The 16,792-nt window shown below is 67.8% G+C and carries 17 protein-coding genes and 2 pseudogenes; 10 read left to right on the top strand and 9 right to left on the bottom strand.

Features of this window, described 5'->3' with window-relative positions; translation table 11 throughout:
• The first annotated feature begins 74 nt into the window (after nucleotides 1-74).
• The 8 genes and pseudogenes from HB681_RS09275 (at nucleotide 75) to HB681_RS09240 (ending at nucleotide 6,735) form a co-directional block, all read left to right on the top strand.
• A complete protein-coding gene (locus HB681_RS09275; protein ID WP_213954509.1) occupies nucleotides 75-998 on the top strand; it encodes an SMP-30/gluconolactonase/LRE family protein in 924 nt (307 codons plus the stop codon).
• 4 nt (nucleotides 999-1,002) lie between these two features.
• Entirely contained in the window at nucleotides 1,003-1,890 is an 888-nt protein-coding gene (locus HB681_RS09270; RefSeq protein ID WP_213954508.1) for a LysR substrate-binding domain-containing protein, read from the top strand.
• 140 nt (nucleotides 1,891-2,030) lie between these two features.
• Entirely contained in the window at nucleotides 2,031-2,255 is a 225-nt protein-coding gene (locus HB681_RS09265; RefSeq protein WP_256354202.1) for a hypothetical protein, read from the top strand.
• Nucleotides 2,200-2,370: pseudogene (locus HB681_RS09260) on the top strand (L-lactate permease); the annotation flags it as partial. The gene HB681_RS09265 and the pseudogene HB681_RS09260, both read left to right, overlap by 56 nt.
• A gap of 10 nt (nucleotides 2,371-2,380) precedes the next feature.
• Nucleotides 2,381-3,886 carry an FAD-linked oxidase C-terminal domain-containing protein gene (locus HB681_RS09255; RefSeq protein WP_213954507.1) on the top strand — a complete coding sequence of 502 codons (1,506 nt, stop codon included), beginning with the start codon at nucleotides 2,381-2,383 and terminating at the stop codon, nucleotides 3,884-3,886.
• A gap of 8 nt (nucleotides 3,887-3,894) precedes the next feature.
• Complete coding sequence (glcE, locus tag HB681_RS09250; RefSeq protein ID WP_213954660.1) at nucleotides 3,895-4,998, top strand: glycolate oxidase subunit GlcE; 1,104 nt, start codon at nucleotides 3,895-3,897, stop codon at nucleotides 4,996-4,998.
• Nucleotides 4,999-5,004: 6 nt separating this feature from the next.
• Nucleotides 5,005-6,246, top strand: coding sequence for a glycolate oxidase subunit GlcF (gene glcF, locus HB681_RS09245; protein WP_213954506.1), 1,242 nt, complete (start codon nucleotides 5,005-5,007; stop codon nucleotides 6,244-6,246).
• A gap of 90 nt (nucleotides 6,247-6,336) precedes the next feature.
• Nucleotides 6,337-6,735, top strand: coding sequence for a carboxypeptidase regulatory-like domain-containing protein (locus HB681_RS09240; RefSeq protein ID WP_213954505.1), 399 nt, complete (start codon nucleotides 6,337-6,339; stop codon nucleotides 6,733-6,735).
• 16 nt (nucleotides 6,736-6,751) lie between these two features.
• Here the strand turns inward: HB681_RS09240 and HB681_RS09235 are convergent.
• The 3 genes and pseudogenes from HB681_RS09235 to lplT form a co-directional block, all read right to left on the bottom strand.
• A pseudogene (locus HB681_RS09235) lies at nucleotides 6,752-7,654 on the bottom strand (haloalkane dehalogenase); the annotation flags it as partial.
• A gap of 49 nt (nucleotides 7,655-7,703) precedes the next feature.
• Complete coding sequence (locus tag HB681_RS09230; RefSeq protein ID WP_213954503.1) at nucleotides 7,704-8,192, bottom strand: glutathione peroxidase; 489 nt, start codon at nucleotides 8,190-8,192, stop codon at nucleotides 7,704-7,706.
• 103 nt (nucleotides 8,193-8,295) lie between these two features.
• A complete protein-coding gene (gene lplT, locus HB681_RS09225) occupies nucleotides 8,296-9,600 on the bottom strand; it encodes a lysophospholipid transporter LplT (protein WP_213954502.1) in 1,305 nt (434 codons plus the stop codon).
• Nucleotides 9,601-9,800: 200 nt separating this feature from the next.
• Between lplT and alr the strand changes: the two genes are divergently transcribed.
• Together alr and HB681_RS09215 are read left to right on the top strand one after the other, a co-directional pair.
• Nucleotides 9,801-10,892 carry an alanine racemase gene (alr, locus tag HB681_RS09220; protein WP_213954501.1) on the top strand — a complete coding sequence of 364 codons (1,092 nt, stop codon included), beginning with the start codon at nucleotides 9,801-9,803 and terminating at the stop codon, nucleotides 10,890-10,892.
• Between the two features lie 22 nt (nucleotides 10,893-10,914).
• Nucleotides 10,915-11,634: a hypothetical protein gene (locus HB681_RS09215; RefSeq protein WP_213954500.1), complete on the top strand. Its 720-nt coding sequence runs from the start codon at nucleotides 10,915-10,917 to the stop codon at nucleotides 11,632-11,634.
• A gap of 26 nt (nucleotides 11,635-11,660) precedes the next feature.
• Here the strand turns inward: HB681_RS09215 and HB681_RS09210 are convergent, their stop codons facing one another.
• From HB681_RS09210 to HB681_RS09185, 6 genes are all read right to left on the bottom strand, one after another.
• Nucleotides 11,661-12,638 (bottom strand): 2-dehydropantoate 2-reductase, encoded by a 978-nt coding sequence (locus HB681_RS09210; RefSeq protein WP_213954499.1) that lies wholly within the window; start codon nucleotides 12,636-12,638, stop codon nucleotides 11,661-11,663.
• Between the two features lies 1 nt (nucleotide 12,639).
• On the bottom strand, nucleotides 12,640-13,419 hold the full coding sequence (locus HB681_RS09205) for a class II aldolase/adducin family protein (protein ID WP_213954498.1): 780 nt from the start codon (nucleotides 13,417-13,419) through the stop codon (nucleotides 12,640-12,642).
• A 152-nt stretch (nucleotides 13,420-13,571) separates the two neighbouring features.
• On the bottom strand, nucleotides 13,572-14,561 hold the full coding sequence (locus HB681_RS09200; RefSeq protein WP_213954497.1) for a Bug family tripartite tricarboxylate transporter substrate binding protein: 990 nt from the start codon (nucleotides 14,559-14,561) through the stop codon (nucleotides 13,572-13,574).
• A 149-nt stretch (nucleotides 14,562-14,710) separates the two neighbouring features.
• Nucleotides 14,711-15,520 (bottom strand): HpcH/HpaI aldolase/citrate lyase family protein, encoded by an 810-nt coding sequence (locus HB681_RS09195; protein ID WP_213954496.1) that lies wholly within the window; start codon nucleotides 15,518-15,520, stop codon nucleotides 14,711-14,713.
• A gap of 58 nt (nucleotides 15,521-15,578) precedes the next feature.
• Nucleotides 15,579-16,382 carry a 2-oxo-hept-4-ene-1,7-dioate hydratase gene (gene hpaH / locus HB681_RS09190; protein ID WP_213954495.1) on the bottom strand — a complete coding sequence of 268 codons (804 nt, stop codon included), beginning with the start codon at nucleotides 16,380-16,382 and terminating at the stop codon, nucleotides 15,579-15,581.
• A gap of 5 nt (nucleotides 16,383-16,387) precedes the next feature.
• Complete coding sequence (locus HB681_RS09185; RefSeq protein WP_213954494.1) at nucleotides 16,388-16,792, bottom strand: 5-carboxymethyl-2-hydroxymuconate Delta-isomerase; 405 nt, start codon at nucleotides 16,790-16,792, stop codon at nucleotides 16,388-16,390.

The raw sequence follows: 16,792 nt of genomic DNA, 5'->3' as shown, positions 1-16,792 counted from the left end.
GCGTCGGGTCCGCGTGCGCAAGGGCTCTGTAGGGGAGAGGCATGCGCCGCGCTTGCCCCCACAATGCCTGCATCATGTGGCAGACCCTCCCCGGCACCCTTTGCGAACTTGGCGAATCGCCTTTCTGGCATCCCCAGGAACAGTCCCTCTACTGGATCGACATTCCCGGCCGGTGCATCCTGCGCACGCGCGGCGCGATCGGGCCGGATGTGGGCGTCGAGCGCTGGGCGCTGGCCGAGGAGCCCGGCTGCATCGCGCCGGCCCGCCGCGGCGGCCTCGTCATGGCCTTGCGCAGCGGCATCTACCGTGCCCGGGAATGGGGCGGCGCGCTCCAGTTGATGGCGGCCGCCGACTACGACACCGCGACCATGCGCTTCAACGACGGCAAGTGCGACCCGCTCGGCCGCTTCTGGGCCGGCACGCTGAACGAGCCCAAGACGCAGCGCAACGCCACGCTCTACTGCCTGGACGCACGCGGCGGGCGCACGCCAGTCGTGTCGAAGATGGCCAATGACGCCACCACCGCCAACGGCCTTGGTTTTTCGCCTGACGCCGGCACGCTGTACTGGTCCGACACCGCCGCGCACGTGGTGCGTGCCTGGGACTGGGCCGGCGACAGCAACACGCTCTCGCGCGAGCGCGTGTTCCACCAGTTCGCCGCGAAGCCCGACGGCTGGAGCGCTGAGAGCGGCGTGCCGTACCAGGGCCGGCCTGACGGCGCGACAGTGGATTCGGCCGGCGACTACTGGTCGGCCATGTTCGAAGGCGCGCAACTGTTGCGCCTGGCGCCCGACGGCGCGCAGCGTGAAGCCATCGCGCTGCCGGTGCAATGCCCGACCATGCCGTGTTTCGGCGGCGACGACCTGCGCACGCTGTTCGTCACGAGTGCGCGCAAGGGGCGGCCGGCCGCCGAGCTGGAGCGCCTGCCCGCTTCGGGCTGCGTCGTCATGCAGCGTGTCGAAGCCACAGGCCTGCCGGTCAATTTCTTCGACGAATGATGGCATGTCCCTCCAGCACATCCCGCCGATCCAGTGCCTGCTGACCTTCGAGGCCGTGGCGCGGCTGCGGCATGCGGGCCGTGCGGCCGATGAACTCTGCGTGACCGCCAGCGCGGTCAGTCACCGCATCCGCCAGCTGGAATCCCATGTGGGCCTCAAGCTGTTCGGACGCAGCGACTTCAGCCTCACGGCCGACGGCGCGGCCTACCTGGCCAACGTGCGCACCGGGCTGGCCGCATTGCAGGCCGTGCCGGGCGGCAGCAAGTCCACGCAGCGCGCGACGCGCCTGCGCGTGGCGGTCACGCCGACCTTCAGCCGTCAGTTCCTGATGCCGCGGCTGGAAGCGTTCCGAAATCTGTACCCCGACATCGACCTGGTGCTGCAGGTGTCGATCCCGCTGCTCGACGTGACCGGCGAACAGGCCGAACTCGAGGTGCGCTACGGCCCCGGCGCGTATGCCGACTGTGAACACCGCCTGCTGATCGAGGAGCCGGTGGTGCCGGCCTGCAGCCACAGCTACCTCAACGAGTTCGGCCCGTTCGACGGGTTCCGCACCGAGGCCGAGATCGCCAGCGCGCGCCTGATCCGCAGCCCGTTGGAGCCCTGGAGCACCTGGTTCGCGAGTTGCGGCCTGGTCCAGCCGGAGCCGCAAGTCGGCTCGCAGTTCAACGACCTCGGGCTGGTCTATGACGCGGCGGCCAGCGGCTTCGGCGTGGCGCTGGTACGGCTGAAGCTGGGCGCGGCCTGGCTCGAATCGGGGCGGCTCGTTGCGCTGTCGGACCGGTCGGTGCTGTCGCCGCACAAGCACTACATCTGCTGGCAGCCGGGCGCGCTGGAGCGGTGGCAATGCGCGGCGTTCGTGGACTGGATAGGGGCTGCGCTGAAGGTGTGAGTCTTTCGGCCGTGGTCACCGATCGCGGGCCTGCGGTCTTCAGGGCCGCAAAATTTCCTCAAGGGCAACGCAAAAATCGCTCAACCCGCGCGGCGCGCAAGTGCCTAGAGTCACGGACACAACATCCGGAGACACAACGCATGACCTGGCAGCAGATCTACGACCCGTTCGGCAACATGATCATTTCCACCGCGCTGGCCGCAATCCCGGTGGTGGTGATGCTGGCGTGCCTCGGCTTCTTCCACATCAAGGCGCACATCGCCGCGGGGCTCGGCCTGCTGGCCGCGCTGGCGGTCGCGGTGTTCGCCTATCGATGCGCAGTCGATCGTGGTCGCCTCCACCGCCACGCGCTGGTTCGACCATGAAGGCGACATCCTGCGCTACGTGTTCTTCCACTCGATCGCGCTGGCGTCGCTGGTGGGCCTTTACGTGACCATGCAGGCCTATGTCTGGCCGTTCACCTTGATGGTCGTTCGTTGAGAATCACGCCATGAACGCTCCTGTCACGCCCACGCAGCACGCCGAGATGTCGAAGTCCGAACGCCAGTCGCAGGTGGTGCGCGCGTTGCAGGCGGACCTGCCTGCACATGCGCTCATCTGGCAGGCCGAGGACACCACGCCTTATGAATGCGACGGGCTGACCGCCTATCGCGCCCGTCCGTTGGTCGTCGCGCTGCCCGAGACGGCCGCCCAGGTGCAGGCCGTGCTCAAGACCTGCCACCGGCTCGTTGTGCCAGTGGTCGCACGCGGCGCCGGCACCGGCCTCTCCGGCGGCGCCATGCCGCACACCGCGGGCGTGACCCTGTCGCTCGCCAAGTTCAACAACATCCTGGAGATCGATCCGGTCGCGCGCACCGCCAGCGTGCAGTGCGGCGTGCGCAACCTCGCGATCAGCGAGGCCGCCGCGCCCTACGGCCTCTACTACGCACCCGATCCGTCGAGCCAGATCGCCTGCACCATCGGCGGCAACGTGGCCGAGAACTCGGGCGGCGTGCATTGCCTCAAGTACGGCCTCACCCTGCACAACGTGCTGCGCGTGCGTGGCTTCATGGCCGATGGCGAGCCTGTCGAGTTCGGCGGCGCGGCGCTCGATGCCGCGGGCCTGGACCTGCTCGCGCTGGTCGTCGGCAGCGAAGGCATGCTGGCCGTGACCACCGAGGTGCTGGTCAAGCTGGTGCCCAAGCCGCAACTCGCGCGCTGCATCATGGCCAGCTTCGACGACGTGCGGAAGGCCGGTGACGCGGTCGCGGCGGTGATCGCGGCCGGCATCATCCCGGCCGGCCTGGAGATGATGGACAAGCCCATGACCGCCGCCGTCGAGGACTTCGTGCGCGCAGGCTACGACCTCACGGCCGCCGCGATCCTGCTGTGCGAATCCGACGGCACGCCGGAAGAAGTCGAGGAAGAGATCGGCCGCATGAGCGAGGTGCTGCGCCGTTGCGGCGCCACCGCCATCGCGGTCAGCACCAGCGAGGACGAACGGCTCAGGTTCTGGAGCGGCCGCAAGAACGCCTTCCCCGCCTCCGGCCGCATCAGCCCCGACTACATGTGCCTGGATTCGACCATCCCGCGCAAGCGCCTCGCCGACATCCTGCTGGCGATCCAGGAGATGGAGAAGAAATACAAGCTGCGCTGCTGCAACGTCTTCCATGCGGGCGACGGCAACCTGCACCCGCTGGTACTGTTCGATGCGAACGACCCGGACGAGCTGCACCGCTGCGAACTGTTCGGCGCCGACATCCTGGAGACCAGCGTCGCGATGGGCGGCACGGTGTCGGGCGAGCATGGCGTGGGCGTGGAAAAGCTCAACAGCATGTGCGTGCAGTTCACCGCGGCGGAGAACGAGCAGATGTTCGGCGTGAAGCGCGCCTTCGACCCGGGCGGCAACCTGAATCCCGGCAAGGTGATCCCGACCTTGCAGCGTTGCGCCGAGTACGGCAAGCAGGTCTTCCGCGCCGGCGCACAGATGCCCTTCGCCGACCTCCCGCGTTTCTGATGAGCACCATGGACACCGCATTGCAATCGATGGTCGAATGCGTTCGCGCCGCGGCCGCGACCGCGACGCCGCTGCGCATCCGCGGCGGCGACACCAAGGCCTTCTACGGCGAGCCGATCACCGGCGACACGCTCGACACCGCGCCGCTCGCGGGCATCGTGAACTACGAGCCGAGCGAACTGGTCGTCACCGTGCGCACCGGCACGCCGCTGGCCGAGCTGGAGGCGCTGCTCGCCGCCGAAGGCCAGTGCCTCGCTTTCGAGCCGCCGCGCTTCGCGCCCGGCGGCACGGTCGGCGGCATGGTGGCCGCGGGCCTGAGCGGGCCTGCGCGCGCCAGCGTCGGCTCGGTGCGCGACCATGTGCTCGGCGCGGAGTTGCTCAACGGCAAGGCCGAGTTGCTGCGCTTCGGCGGCACGGTCATGAAGAACGTGGCGGGCTACGACGTCTCGCGCGTGCTCGCGGGTTCGCTGGGCACGCTCGGCGTGATCACCGAAGTCAGCCTCAAGGTGCTGCCGGCGTCACCGGCGGAAGCCACCTTGCGCTTCGACTGCAGCCAGGCCGATGCACTGCGCCTGCTGAATGCCTGGGGCGGTCAACCGCTGCCGCTCAACGCCAGTTGCTGGGTGGAGGATGCGGGCCACGCAGTCCTGTACCTGCGCCTGCGCGGCGCGGTGGCCGCTGTCGAAGCCGCATGCCAGCACCTCGGCGGCGAGCGGCTGGACAACGCACAGGTCGCCGCCGATTGGGATGCCTGCCGCGACCAGTGCCTGCCGTGGTTCGAGGACCCTACCGCGACGCACGACCTGTGGCGCGTCTCGGTGCCGCAGACCGCGCCGGTGCTGGCCATCGACGGCGAGCCACCCTTGATCGAATGGCACGGCGCCCAGCGCTGGTACCGTGCTGCGCCGGGACAGGGCGCCGCGATCCGTTCCGTGGCAAAGGCCGCGGGCGGCCACGCCACGCTGTTCAAGCCGGGCAGCGCCGCTCAGCAGGCCGCGCCTGCCCGATTCGATGCGTTGTCGCCCGCCCTCGCGCGCGTGCAGCGCAACCTGATGCACGAGTTCGACCCGCATCGCGTCTTCAACCGCGGCCACCTCGGTAACGCAACCTGATCTGCCATGCAAACAGAACTCGCCCCCGAATTCCAGAACACGCCCGATGGCCGCGAGGCCGAGGCCATCCTGCGCAAGTGCGTGCATTGCGGCTTCTGCACCGCCACCTGCCCCACGTACCAGCTGCTCGGCGACGAACTCGACGGCCCGCGCGGACGCATCTACCTCATCAAGCAGGTGCTCGAAGGCAAGCCGCCCACGCGCAGCACGCAGATGCACCTGGACCGCTGCCTCACCTGCCGCAACTGCGAAAGCACCTGCCCCAGCGGCGTGCAGTACGGGAACCTGGTCGACATCGGCCGCAAGATCGTCGATGAAAAAGTGCCGCGTGCGCCGATGGAGTCGGCCGCGCGCTGGCTGTTGAAGGAGGGCTTGCCTTCGCCGCTGTTCGGCCCCGCGATGAAGCTCGGCCAGAGCGTGCGCGCGCTGCTGCCCGCGAAGCTCAAGGCCAAGGTGCCGGCGAAACAGGACGCCGGCGCCTGGCCCACGCGCCAGCATGCACGCAAGGTGCTGATGCTCGCCGGTTGCGTGCAGCCGTCCATGATGCCGAACATCAACAGCGCCACCGCGCGCGTGCTGGATGCGGCCGGCATCGAGACCGTCATCGCCAGGGAGGCGGGCTGCTGCGGCGCGGTCAAGTTCCACCTCAACGACCATGAAGGCGGCAAGGCGCAGATGCGCGCCAACATCGACGCCTGGTGGCCGCAGGTGGAAAGCGGCGCGGTGGAGGCCATCGTGATGAACGCATCGGGCTGCGGCGTGACGGTGCGCGAATACGGCCACATGCTGAAGGACGACGCGGCCTATGCCGCCAAGGCCGCACGCATCAGCGCGTTGACCCGCGACTTGAGCGAGCTGCTGCCGGACCTGGTGAAGGCGCTCAAGCCGCGTGTGAAGGCACCTGCCGGCGTGGTCGCCTATCACCCGCCCTGCACGCTGCAACACGGCCAGAAGCTGCGTGGCGGCGTCGAGCTGAACCTGCGCGCGCTAGGCTTCGACATCCAGGTCGCTCGCAACGAGTCGCACCTGTGCTGCGGATCGGCCGGCACCTACTCGGTGCTGCAACCCGAACTGGCGTACCCGCTGCGCGACCGCAAGCTGGGGCACCTGAACCAGCTGCAGCCGACCACCATCGTCTCGGCCAACATCGGCTGCATCACGCACCTGCAAAGCGGCAGCGAGACGCCAGTGCGGCACTGGGTCGAGTTGCTCGACGCGGCGCTTGCGCCTGCCCTGACATCGGCCTGATCGCACGTGCATTGCAGGACAGGTCCGACCCGCTGCAGGCCCGACGCGCCCCACCATGGCTCCAACCTGATCTTCAGGAAGGAGTTCCAGATGGTTTCCCTTGCTTCCTCCAGCTTCCTGCGCCGCGGTGTCGCCGCCTGCGCAATCGCCACTGCGGCCACCGGCGTCTGGGCGCAGCCCGATGGGCCTACCCACATCTGCGGCGGCATCGGCTCGGACGAGTCGGCGGCGATGCGCTCGCAGATGAAGGACCATCCGCTCTCGCTGATGTTCGCGAGACCCGATGGCGCCTTCCTCGCGGACGTGGACGTGACCATCCAGGACGCGACAACGGCAGCCCCTGCCTACGTGTTTCGTGCGCGCGGCCCGCTGTGCCTGGTCGACCTGCCCACCGGCGCCTACACGGTGCAGGCCACCAGCGGCGGCGTCACCAAGAACATGCCCGTGACGATCGCGAGTGCGCCGAAGACGGTGGACTTCCGCTTCTAGCGCGACTGCTACAACTTCAACGGAACGCCTGCACCGCGGCCAGCGCGGCGGGTTCTCCCATTTCCTGCACGAAGTGGCCAGCCTGCTCCAGCACCAGCGGGTCCGGGCAATTCCGGATCAGCTTCTGCAGGCTGCGCATGGCCGGCACTCCCATGACCGGGTCTTGCGCACCGACCGCCATCACCGTCCGACCTCGCCACTGCTGGCTGAAGAACTCGCGCGCCGCGCGTGATTCGGCCGCGCCGTTCGCGTCCGGGAACTCCGGCACCATCGGCGGAAAGGCACGCAGCGCCGCACGGTGCGCAGCGTCCGGAAACGGCGCGTTGTAGGCGGCGCATTCGCCGGGGCTCATCTGCGGATTGCCGCGCGCGAAGAGCCGGCCCACGTCGAACCCGGGATTCTTCGCGCACATCTCGCGCCATGCCAGGAAGCCCGCACCGAGCGGCGCATCGCCGGTGCCGAATGCGGTGTTCATGACGAGCAGGTCGCGGTAACGCTGCGGCGCGGCCATCGGCAGCGTCAGGCCCAGCAGCCCGCCCCAGTCCTGCACCACCAGCACCACGTCGCGCAAGTCCAACCGCTCGACGAATTCGAGCAGCACCTGCCGATGCCAGGTGAAGCTGTGCGCGCTTTCGTCCGTCGGCTTGTCGCTGCGACCGAACCCGATCAGGTCGGGCGCCACCACGCGGTGCCCGGCCTGCAGGAAGATCGGAATCATCTTGCGGTACAGATAGCTCCAGGTCGGGTTGCCGTGCAGGCACAACCAGGTGGACGCGGCATCTCGCGGACCTTCATCGAGGTAGTGCATCCGCAAGCCCGCGAGCGAGGGCAGGTCCGCGATGTAGTTCGGCGCCCACGGGTAGCCGGGCAGGTCGCCGAAGCGCTCGTCGGGCGTGCGCACCGCGTCGGGCCGCACAGGTGATGTCGTCATGCAGGTTGCTCCTCGGTTGCGATTCGAAAGATGCGGATCACGCTGCCTTCAGCGCTTTCTCGATATCGCGCGTCATCGACGCCGGCGTGTCCAGCGGTGCGTAGCGCTTGAGCACCGTGCCGTCGCGCCCCACCAGGAACTTGGTGAAGTTCCACTTGATGGCGGTCATGCCGAGCAGCCCCGGCTTTTCCTTGGTGAGGTATTGATAGAGCGGCGCGGCGTTGCTGCCGTTGACGTCGATCTTCTCCATCATCGGAAAGCTCACGCCGTAGTTCTTGGTGCAGAACGCGCCGATCTCCTCGTTGGTGCCCGGGTCTTGCGCGCCGAACTGGTTGGACGGAAAGCCCAGCACCGTGAGGCCCTCGGCGGCGTACTTCTCATGCAGCTTTTCCAGGCCTTCGAACTGCGGCGTGAAGCCGCACTTGCTCGCGGTGTTCACGATCAACAGGACCTTGCCCTTGAATTTCTTGAGTGCCATGGGCTTGCCGTCGATGCTGGTCGCGTTGAAGTCGTAGATGCTTGCCATCGCCATTCCTTGCTGTGGGTAAAGGCGAGCATCCTAGTCCGGGCGGCCAGACATGTCAGTGCGGTGGCGATGCGCGTCTCAGGGCGAGCAATGCGAAGCCCGTTCAGTGGTGCTTGTCGCTGCGTGCGATCTGCAGCAGATGCTCGATTTCCTCGGGGTACTTCTTGCAGTTGTAGCTGTACCAGAGCTGGATGATCCACATGACGCCGCCGACCAGGCCGCCGAATGCCGCGATGGCCATGTACACCGACAGGCCCGCGCCGGTGCAGGCGCTGTAGAACACGCCCAGCACCAGGATGCAGGCCTGCTCGTTGAAGTTCTGCACGGCGATGGAGCGGCCCGCACCCATCAGGTTGTGGCCGCGGTGTTGCAGCAGCGCATTCATCGGCACCACCATGAAGCCGCCGAGGCCGCCCAGCAACACCAGGAACGGAATCGCCACCCAGAGGTTGTGAATGAAGATCAGCGAGATCAGCAGCAGCCCCATGCCGATGCCCATCGGTATAACGCGCGTGGCCATGTCGAGCTTCATGCGCATCGACGCCACCACCGCGCCGACGGCGGTGCCTACGACCACCACGCCGGTGAGCGCGGTGGCCTGCGCCGTGCTGTAGCCGAGAGCCAGCGTGCCCCATGCCAGCACGATGTACTTGAGGCTGCCGCTGGCGCCCCAGAACAGCGTGGTCGTGGCCAGCGAGATCTGCCCGAGCCGGTCGCGCCACAGGCGCGAATTGCAGTGCCAGAAGTCAGGCAGCAGCGCCACCATGTTGGCCATGAAACTCTTGCGCGGATTGGAGCGCAGCGGCCGCATCTCGACGCCGGTGTGCGGTATGCGCGTGTTGAACCAGGCGGCGATCAGGTACACGAAGATCAGCACGCTGATGGCGGCTTCGGGCGGTGTATCGATGCCGGTGTCGATGAACGGCACGTCGAAGCGCAGCAGGAAGTGCGACACCGTGTGCCCCACGAGCTGCCCGCCCACCAGGATGCCCAGGATGATCGACGCGATGGTGAGGCCTTCGATCCAGCCGTTCGCCTTGACCAGTTGTGAGGACGGCAGCAGCTCCGTGAGGATGCCGTACTTGGCAGGCGAGTAGGCCGCCGCACCCAGCCCGACGATGGCGTAGGACAGCAAGGGATGCGAGCCGAACAGCATCATCACGCACCCGGCCACCTTGATGCCGTTGCTGATGAACATCACCTTGCCCTTGGGCAAGGCGTCGGAGAATGCGCCCAGCAGCGGCGCCAGCACCACGTAGAAGATGGCGAAGATCGGCACCAGCGCGGCGCGTTGCCATTCGGCCGCGCCCGTGCTTCTCATCAGTTCGATGGCGGCGACGAAAAGCGCGTTGTCGGCCACAGACGAAAAGAACTGGGCCGACATGATGGTGTAAAAACCGCGCTTCATCGATGAGCATGCTGGCCAGTGGGGAAAAAGGCCGCTGGCAATAGTGGAAATAGTCGCCGCCGCTCGGGCGGACAGGCGGTTATAGCATGGGGGTCCAATGCCAGAATCGGGCTGTTGCTACGGGTTCACCCGCGCCCCGATCGTGTCGTTTTGCGCGCCTGTCCCCACCTCATCCTCCACCTCACATCCACGCCCTGCCGATGCCGCGCCCCATCCTCGCCACCATCCACACCGACGCACTGCGCCACAACCTGGACCGCGCCCGCCGCGCCGCGCTCGACGCGCGCGTGTGGGCGGTCGTCAAGGCCAACGCCTATGGCCACGGCATCGAGCGGGCCTTTGAAGGCCTGCGCGGCGCCGACGGTTTTGCACTGCTCGACCTGGCCGAGGCCGAACGCGTGCGCGCACTCGGCTGGCGCGGGCCGGTGCTGTTGCTGGAAGGCGTCTTCGATGCGCGCGACCTCGAACTGTGCTCGCGCCTGGACCTCTGGCACACCGTGCATTGCGACGAGCAGATCGACATGCTCGCCGCGCACAAGACGCAGCAGCCGCAGCGCGTGTTCCTCAAGATGAATTCCGGCATGAACCGGCTGGGCTTCACGCCCGAGCGCTACCGCGCCGCATGGACGCGCCTGAACGCGTTGCCGCAGGTCGACGAGATTTCGCTGGTCACGCATTTCAGCGACGCCGACGGTCCGCGCGGCATCGAGGCGCAGGTCGCCGCATTCCGCCGCGCGACCGAAGACCTGCCCGGCGAGCGCTCCATCGCCAACAGTGCCGCATTGTTGAGACACTCGGAAGCCACGCGCGCCGACTGGGTGCGCCCCGGCATCCTGCTGTACGGCAGCGCACCCGACTTTCCCGCGCACGATGCGGCGCACTGGCAATTGCAACCGACGATGACGCTGGCCACGCGGCTCATCGGCATCCAGGACCTGGCGCCGGGCGCGCTGGTGGGCTACGGCTCCCGCTTTGCGGCGGAGCAACCGATGCGCATCGGCATCGCCGCGGTCGGCTACGCGGACGGCTATCCGCGCCACGCGGACACCGGCGCGCCGGTGCTGGTCAACGGCGTGCGCACGCGCATGGTCGGGCGGGTGAGCATGGACATGATCACGGTCGACCTGACGCCGGTGCCGGATGCGGGCTTCGGCAGCGAGGTGGTGCTGTGGGGGCGCTCGGCCGTCAACGGCGCCGTGTTGCCGATCGATGAAGTGGCGCGTGCCGCGGGTACGGTCGGTTACGAACTCATGTGCGCCCTGGCCTTGCGGGTGCCTACGATCGTCGCATGACGGTCCACGTGTTCGCCAGCGCATGAAAGTCCTCTCCAACTGGCGCTCCGTCCGGTTGTGGGAGAGCGTGTACGAACGCGACCTGCGGCGTCGCCACAGCCTGCGCGCCTACGGCATCCTGATCGGCATCGTCACGCTGCTGCTGATGTGGGGTGTCGCGGAAATGGTGCGGCGCCTGGGCACGCACTCGCTGGCGGTGCGCTATGTGTTCACGCTGGGCGTCGGCTACATCGCCTACCTGCTGATCCTGCGCTGGTGGGCGCAGCGCCTGGTGGAGGGTCGCAGGGACGCGGACTTCGACCTGCCGGATGCCGGGGGCGGGCTCGACACAGACACCGGCTATGCCGCGCTGGCGCGCGCCGACGGCACCGGGCTCGGCGACCTGCCGGGCGGCTCGCTCGACCTTGCGAGCGCGGCCGACGGCGAGCTCATCGTGGTGCCGGTCATCGCGATCTTCCTGATCGGCATCGCCGTCGTGCTGGGCGCTGGCTGGCTCGTGATGCTGTTCTTCGGTTCCGACGTGCTGCTGGCCGTCACGCTCGAAATCGCCTTCTCCTACGTTGCCGCGCGCGCCACAGTGCGGCTGGCGCGCGCCGGCTGGCTGTCGGCCGCGGTGAAGCTCACGTGGAAGCCGCTGCTCGGTGCGGTGATCTGCGCGGTGGTGCTGGGCGCGGCGATCGATGTGTTCCTGCCCGCTGCGGCGACCTTGCCGCAGGCCGTGCGGATGATTCTCGGGCGCTGACAGGCGCCTCGGCTCTCAAGTCGATCTCAATACAAGCCGAGTTGACGCGCCTGCAAGCGCGACAGGCCGAGCAGCGCATCGGTGAATGGCGTCGGCACACGCGTCATCTGGCCCAGTTCGCGCACCGCGCTCACCAGCGCGTCGAGCTCGACCGCGCGGCCGGCTTCCACGTCCTGCAGCATCGAGGTCTTGAAGGCGCCGAGCCGCCGCGTCACGGCATGGCGATCCTCGGGGGTGTCCGCGATCGGGATGCCGATGCGCGCGCCGATCTCCTTGGCCTCCAGCATCACGGTCGAGATGAAGCCGAGCACCAGTTCGTCGCCGAGGATCAGGTCGGTGGTGGCACGGGTGAGGGCGCTGATCGGGTTCACCGTCATGTTGCCCCACAGCTTGAACCACACGTCCTTCTGGATCTGCGCGGAGAGCTTGGCATCGATGTCGGCGCGCATGAGCAAGTCCAGCAGCGCCCGCACCCGCGGCGTGGCCTCGCCGGAAGGCTCGCCGATGATGAGCCCGTTGCCGAAGTGGTGGCGCACCACGCCCGGCGCATCGAGCGAGCAACTGCAATGCACCACGCCGCCGATCACGTGCCGATCGGGGATGGCTGCGGCGATCGCGCCATCGGGGTCCACCGCCGCGAGCCGCCGGCCCGCGACCTCGCCGCCGAAGCCGCCTTGCAGGAACCACCATGGCACGCCGTTCATCGCGACCAGCACGAGCGTGTCGGGCCCCAGCAGCGGCGCGATCTGCGCCGCCACGCCGGCCAGGGAGGGCGCCTTCACGGCCACGACGAGGAGGTCCTGCTCGCCAAGCTCGGCCGGATCGGCTACGGCATTCACGGGCACGCGCGTACGCACATCGCCGCGCATGAGGCAGAGGCCGTCGCGCTGCAACGCCTCCAGCGTCGCGCCGCGCGCCACCACGTTGATGCGCTCGCCGGCCTGCGACAGCGCCACGCCGATCCAGCCGCCGATGGCGCCGGCACCGTAGATGCAGATCTTCATTTCAATTCTTGTAGCTGTCGTCGATGCGATCGACCTGCCGCACCAGCGCATCGAACACATCGCGTCCGGCGCCGTGGTTCGGATTGAACTGCAGCGCATCGCGCGTGCAGCGTTGCGCGACATCTTCGCTGATCGGGATGGCCGCGCCCATCGAGAAGGTCGCCAGCTGGATCTCGCAGGCGCGCTGCAGCGTCCAGAGGATGGCGAAGGTCTGCGGCAGCGTCTGGCCCCAGGCCAGCAAGCCATGGTTGCGCAGGATCACGGCGGGCTTGCCGCCGATGCTCTTCAGGAGGCGCGGCCCTTCGTCGGCATGGATCGTGATGCCCTCGAAGTCGTGGTACGCCACCATGCCGTGCAGCTGCGCGGTGTAGAAGTTGGTCTGCTGCAGGCCGCCTTGAAGGCAGGCCACCGCGACGCCGGCCGTCGTGTGCATGTGCATCACGCAGTGCGCGTCGGGGATGTTGTCGTGGATCGCGGCGTGCACGGTGAAGCCGGCCGGGTTGACGGGATACGCGCCGCCGTCGAGCACCTTGCCCTCCAGGTCGATCTTCAGCAGGTTGCTGGCCGTGACCTCGGTGTAGTGCAGGCCGAAGGGGTTGATGAGGAACTGCTTGTCACCGCCGGTCACGCTGTCGGGCAGCCGCACCGTGATGTGGTTGTAGATCATCTCGGTCCAGCCCAGCATCGCGAAGACGCGGTAGCAGGCCGCCAGTTGCAGGCGCGCGGCGCGCTCGTCCGGATGCATCAACGTGGCGTCGGGGGTGTCGAGGCGGGTGTTCATCTGGATCTTCCTTTCACTTTCAATGTTCCTTGCGCACCTTGCGCCGCCTCTCGTTCCAGGGACACCGCGGGACCGGCTTTGCCGGGCCCTGGTGTCGCCCCCGGTGAGGGGGTGGACGCTCGCACGAAGTGCGAGCAACCTGGGGGAGAGCTCTATGCCTCCGCGGTGAAGCCGACCTGCTTCACGATCGGCGCCCACTTGGCGGTGTCCTTCCTGATCAACTCGGTGAGTTCGGCCGGCGTGGAAGTCATCGCCTCCAGCCCGAAGGTGCCGAGCCCGTCGATCACTTCCTTCGACGTGAGCGCGGTCTTCATGGCCGCGTTCAGGCGCGCGACCACTTCGGGCGAGGCCTTGGCCGGCAGCAGGAAGGCGAACCACTCGCTGTGCGCCATGTCCTTGATGCCCTGCTCGCCGAAGGTCGGCACGTCGGGTGCGAAGCGGCTGCGCTTCTCGCCCGAGACGCCGAGGATGCGCACCTTGCCGGTGGGCAGGTGCTGCGTGATGTCGCCGATCGGGCCGGACACGGCCGAGATGTTGCCACCCAGCAGATCGAGCATGGCCGGCTGCGTGCCGCGATAGGCCGCGTGCTTCAACTCGACGCCCGCGCTCTTGCCGAGCAGCGCGCCGATGAAGTGCGGCGTCGAGCCGGCGGCCGGCGAGCCGAAGTTGGCGCCGGCCGGGTTGGCCTTGGCCCAGACCAGGAACTGCGGCACCGTCTTCACGTCGAGCGGCACGGCCGGCCCCACGGCAAAGCCGAAGTCGAAGATGCAGGCGATGGTCACCGGCGTGAGGTCGACGAGCGGGTCGTACGGCAGCTTCTTGTAGATGTGCGGGTAGATCGTGAGGATCGAGGTCGGCGTCTGCAGGATGGTGGCGCCATCGGCCGGCTGGCTCTTGACGTAGGTGACGGCGATCTGGCCGCCCGCGCCGGTGCGGTTCTCGACCACGCAGGTGGTGGCATACGGCGGGCCGAGCTTGGTGGCGACGCGCCGGCAGAGCGTGTCGGAGGTGCCGCCAGCCGCGAAGCCGGTGATGAGGCGCGCGGTCTCGATCTGCGCTTGCGCAAAAGCCTGCTGGCCGATGCTGGCGAGCAGCGCGGCGGCGCCGGTGGATTGCAGGATGTGGCGACGGGTGATTGTCATGAGATGTGTGTCTCCAGGGTTGAGTGCGGTCGGGATTGTTCCAGCGACAGCCGGTCTTGGGTCCTCGCGTTTACCTCACGTCCAGTGACTTCATGTGCGCGCCTGCGCCAACGTACGATGAATTTGCCATACCTTGAATTGGGCGTAAGTCAGTAGGCGCTGCCGGGCTTCACCGCCGCCACGTTGTCCTTGAAGCGCGCCGCCAGCGCGCTGGTGTGCCGCACCAGCAAGTTGGTGTCCAGGCCCACCGCCACGAAAATCGCGCCCAATTCCAGGTAGCGGCGCGAGAGCGTCTCGTCCGGCGTCAGGATGCCCGGCGCCTTGCCGGCGCGCAGGATGCGCGCGATGGCGTCCTCGATCGCCGCCTGCACCTCCGGATGGCCCTGATTGCCCAGATGCCCGAGCGAGGCCGACAGATCGGCTGGGCCGATGAAGATGCCGTCCACGCCTTCGATGGCGGCGATCTCGTCGAGGTTGTCGAGCGCCTCGCGGGTCTCGGCCTGCACCAGCAGGCAGACGTTGTCGTTGGCTTCCTTGGGGTAGTTCTCGTAGCGGCCCCAGCGGGAAGCGCGCGCGCCGCCCATGCCGCGGATGCCGTGCGGCGGATAGCGCATCGCACGCACGATGGCCGCGGCTTGCGCGGGCGTGTCGACCATCGGCACCAACAGCGTCTGCAGGCCGAGGTCGAGGTATTGCTTGATATACGTCGTGCCGACGTCGCCGTGGCCCACCGGCACGCGCGCGATCGCATTCGCGCCGGGGTAGGCGGCAATCGCCTGCGCCTGCTGCAGGATCGATTGCAGGCCATTGGGCGAATGCTCGCCATCGATGAGCAACCAGTCGAAGCCGGCGCCCGCGCAGATCTCCGCGCTGTAGGCATCGCCGAAGCCGAGCCAGAAGCCGATCTGCGGGCGCTTTTCGATCAGGGCTTGCTTGAAGGGGTTGACGGGTGTTTGCATGAAGAGAGTTCCGGTCGTGGTTCGCGGTTGCCGCGGATGGGGGACGAGTCGATGAGTGTCAGCCGAATCGGAAGGAGATGGAGCCCAGCGGGCCATAGTCGGCATGGAAGGTGTCGCCCGGCGCGCCGGTGGTGGGTCGCGTGAAGGAGCCGCCCAGCACCACCTCGCCGGCCTCCAGACATTCGCCCCAGGGCGCCAGCTTGTTGGCGAGCCAGGCGACGCCCGTGGCCGGATGGTTGAGTACCGCCGCGGCCACGCCCGACTCCTCGATCACGCCGTTCTTGAACAGCAGCGCGCTGACCCAGCGCAGGTCCACCGCATCGGGCTTCACCGGCCGGCCGCCCATGACGATGCCGGCATTGGCCGCGTTGTCGGCGATGGTGTCGAACACCTTGCGCATCTGCTTCGTGTTGCGGTCGAACTGCTCGATGCGCGCGTCGATGATCTCGATGGCCGGCACCACATAGTCTGTGGCCGCGAGCACGTCGAAGATCGTGACCTTCGGGCCTTCGAGCTTCCTGCCCAGCACGAAGGCCAGTTCCACCTCGATGCGCGGCGCGATGAAGCGCGTGAACGGGATGTCGCCGCCCTGCTCGAAGAACATGTCGTCGAGCAGCGTGCCGTAGTCGGGCTCGCTGATCTGGCTGGCCTGCTGCATCGCGCGCGAGGTGAGGCCGATCTTGTGGCCCTTGACGACGCGGCCCTCGGCCAGCTTGGTCTTCACCCAGGCGCGCGAGATCGCATAGCCGTCCTCGATGGTCATCTGCGGATAGCGCTTCGAGAAATGCTCGACCTGCATGCGCGATTGCTCGCTCCGGTGCAGTTCGCCTGCGAGTTGCTGGATGACTTCAGTGGAGAGCATGGGCGCTATTTGTTGAACAGGGGATGCAGGTTGCCGAGCTTGCCGTCGTAGACCTGTCCCGGCGCCTCGTCGATCTGTAGCGTGATGCCGATCGGGCGCTGCGCGATCAACGGATCGAAGTGCTGCTTCGCGCAGGCCAGCAGGGCGTCGCCGATGCGCTTCTTGACGGCATCGGGACGGCCGGCCGCCATGCGGACGTTGAGATAGACGAAGGCGTAGTCGCCATGGCCGTCTGCCACTGCATAGTGCGCCGCCGGAAAGGCCAGCACGCGCGTGCCGCCGGTCGGATAGACCTGCTTGCCGTCGTCGTCGCGCTGCGCGAGCATGGTGTCGGCCATCGACCGGCACAGCGCGCTCATGTCGGTCTGCGCCTCGATGTTGGGGGTGTAGAGGATGACGAGGTGGGGCAT

Source organism: Variovorax sp. dw_954, from assembly GCF_018449755.1.
Classification (GTDB): domain Bacteria; phylum Pseudomonadota; class Gammaproteobacteria; order Burkholderiales; family Burkholderiaceae_C; genus Variovorax.
The sequence above is the reverse complement of the archived record's forward strand: the minus strand, read 5'-3'. Positions and strand labels throughout refer to the sequence as shown.

Coding starts and splice junctions, on each gene's coding strand:
- HB681_RS09275 (WP_213954509.1), top strand. CDS start 75: ATGTGGCAGACCCTCCCCGGCACCCTTTGCGAACTTGGCGAATCGCCT.
- HB681_RS09270 (WP_213954508.1), top strand. CDS start 1,003: ATGTCCCTCCAGCACATCCCGCCGATCCAGTGCCTGCTGACCTTCGAG.
- HB681_RS09265 (WP_256354202.1), top strand. CDS start 2,031: ATGACCTGGCAGCAGATCTACGACCCGTTCGGCAACATGATCATTTCC.
- HB681_RS09255 (WP_213954507.1), top strand. CDS start 2,381: ATGAACGCTCCTGTCACGCCCACGCAGCACGCCGAGATGTCGAAGTCC.
- glcE (WP_213954660.1), top strand. CDS start 3,895: ATGGACACCGCATTGCAATCGATGGTCGAATGCGTTCGCGCCGCGGCC.
- glcF (WP_213954506.1), top strand. CDS start 5,005: ATGCAAACAGAACTCGCCCCCGAATTCCAGAACACGCCCGATGGCCGC.
- HB681_RS09240 (WP_213954505.1), top strand. CDS start 6,337: ATGGTTTCCCTTGCTTCCTCCAGCTTCCTGCGCCGCGGTGTCGCCGCC.
- HB681_RS09230 (WP_213954503.1), bottom strand. CDS start 8,192: ATGGCAAGCATCTACGACTTCAACGCGACCAGCATCGACGGCAAGCCC.
- lplT (WP_213954502.1), bottom strand. CDS start 9,600: ATGAAGCGCGGTTTTTACACCATCATGTCGGCCCAGTTCTTTTCGTCT.
- alr (WP_213954501.1), top strand. CDS start 9,801: ATGCCGCGCCCCATCCTCGCCACCATCCACACCGACGCACTGCGCCAC.
- HB681_RS09215 (WP_213954500.1), top strand. CDS start 10,915: ATGAAAGTCCTCTCCAACTGGCGCTCCGTCCGGTTGTGGGAGAGCGTG.
- HB681_RS09210 (WP_213954499.1), bottom strand. CDS start 12,638: ATGAAGATCTGCATCTACGGTGCCGGCGCCATCGGCGGCTGGATCGGC.
- HB681_RS09205 (WP_213954498.1), bottom strand. CDS start 13,419: ATGAACACCCGCCTCGACACCCCCGACGCCACGTTGATGCATCCGGAC.
- HB681_RS09200 (WP_213954497.1), bottom strand. CDS start 14,561: ATGACAATCACCCGTCGCCACATCCTGCAATCCACCGGCGCCGCCGCG.
- HB681_RS09195 (WP_213954496.1), bottom strand. CDS start 15,520: ATGCAAACACCCGTCAACCCCTTCAAGCAAGCCCTGATCGAAAAGCGC.
- hpaH (WP_213954495.1), bottom strand. CDS start 16,382: ATGCTCTCCACTGAAGTCATCCAGCAACTCGCAGGCGAACTGCACCGG.
- HB681_RS09185 (WP_213954494.1), bottom strand. CDS start 16,792: ATGCCCCACCTCGTCATCCTCTACACCCCCAACATCGAGGCGCAGACC.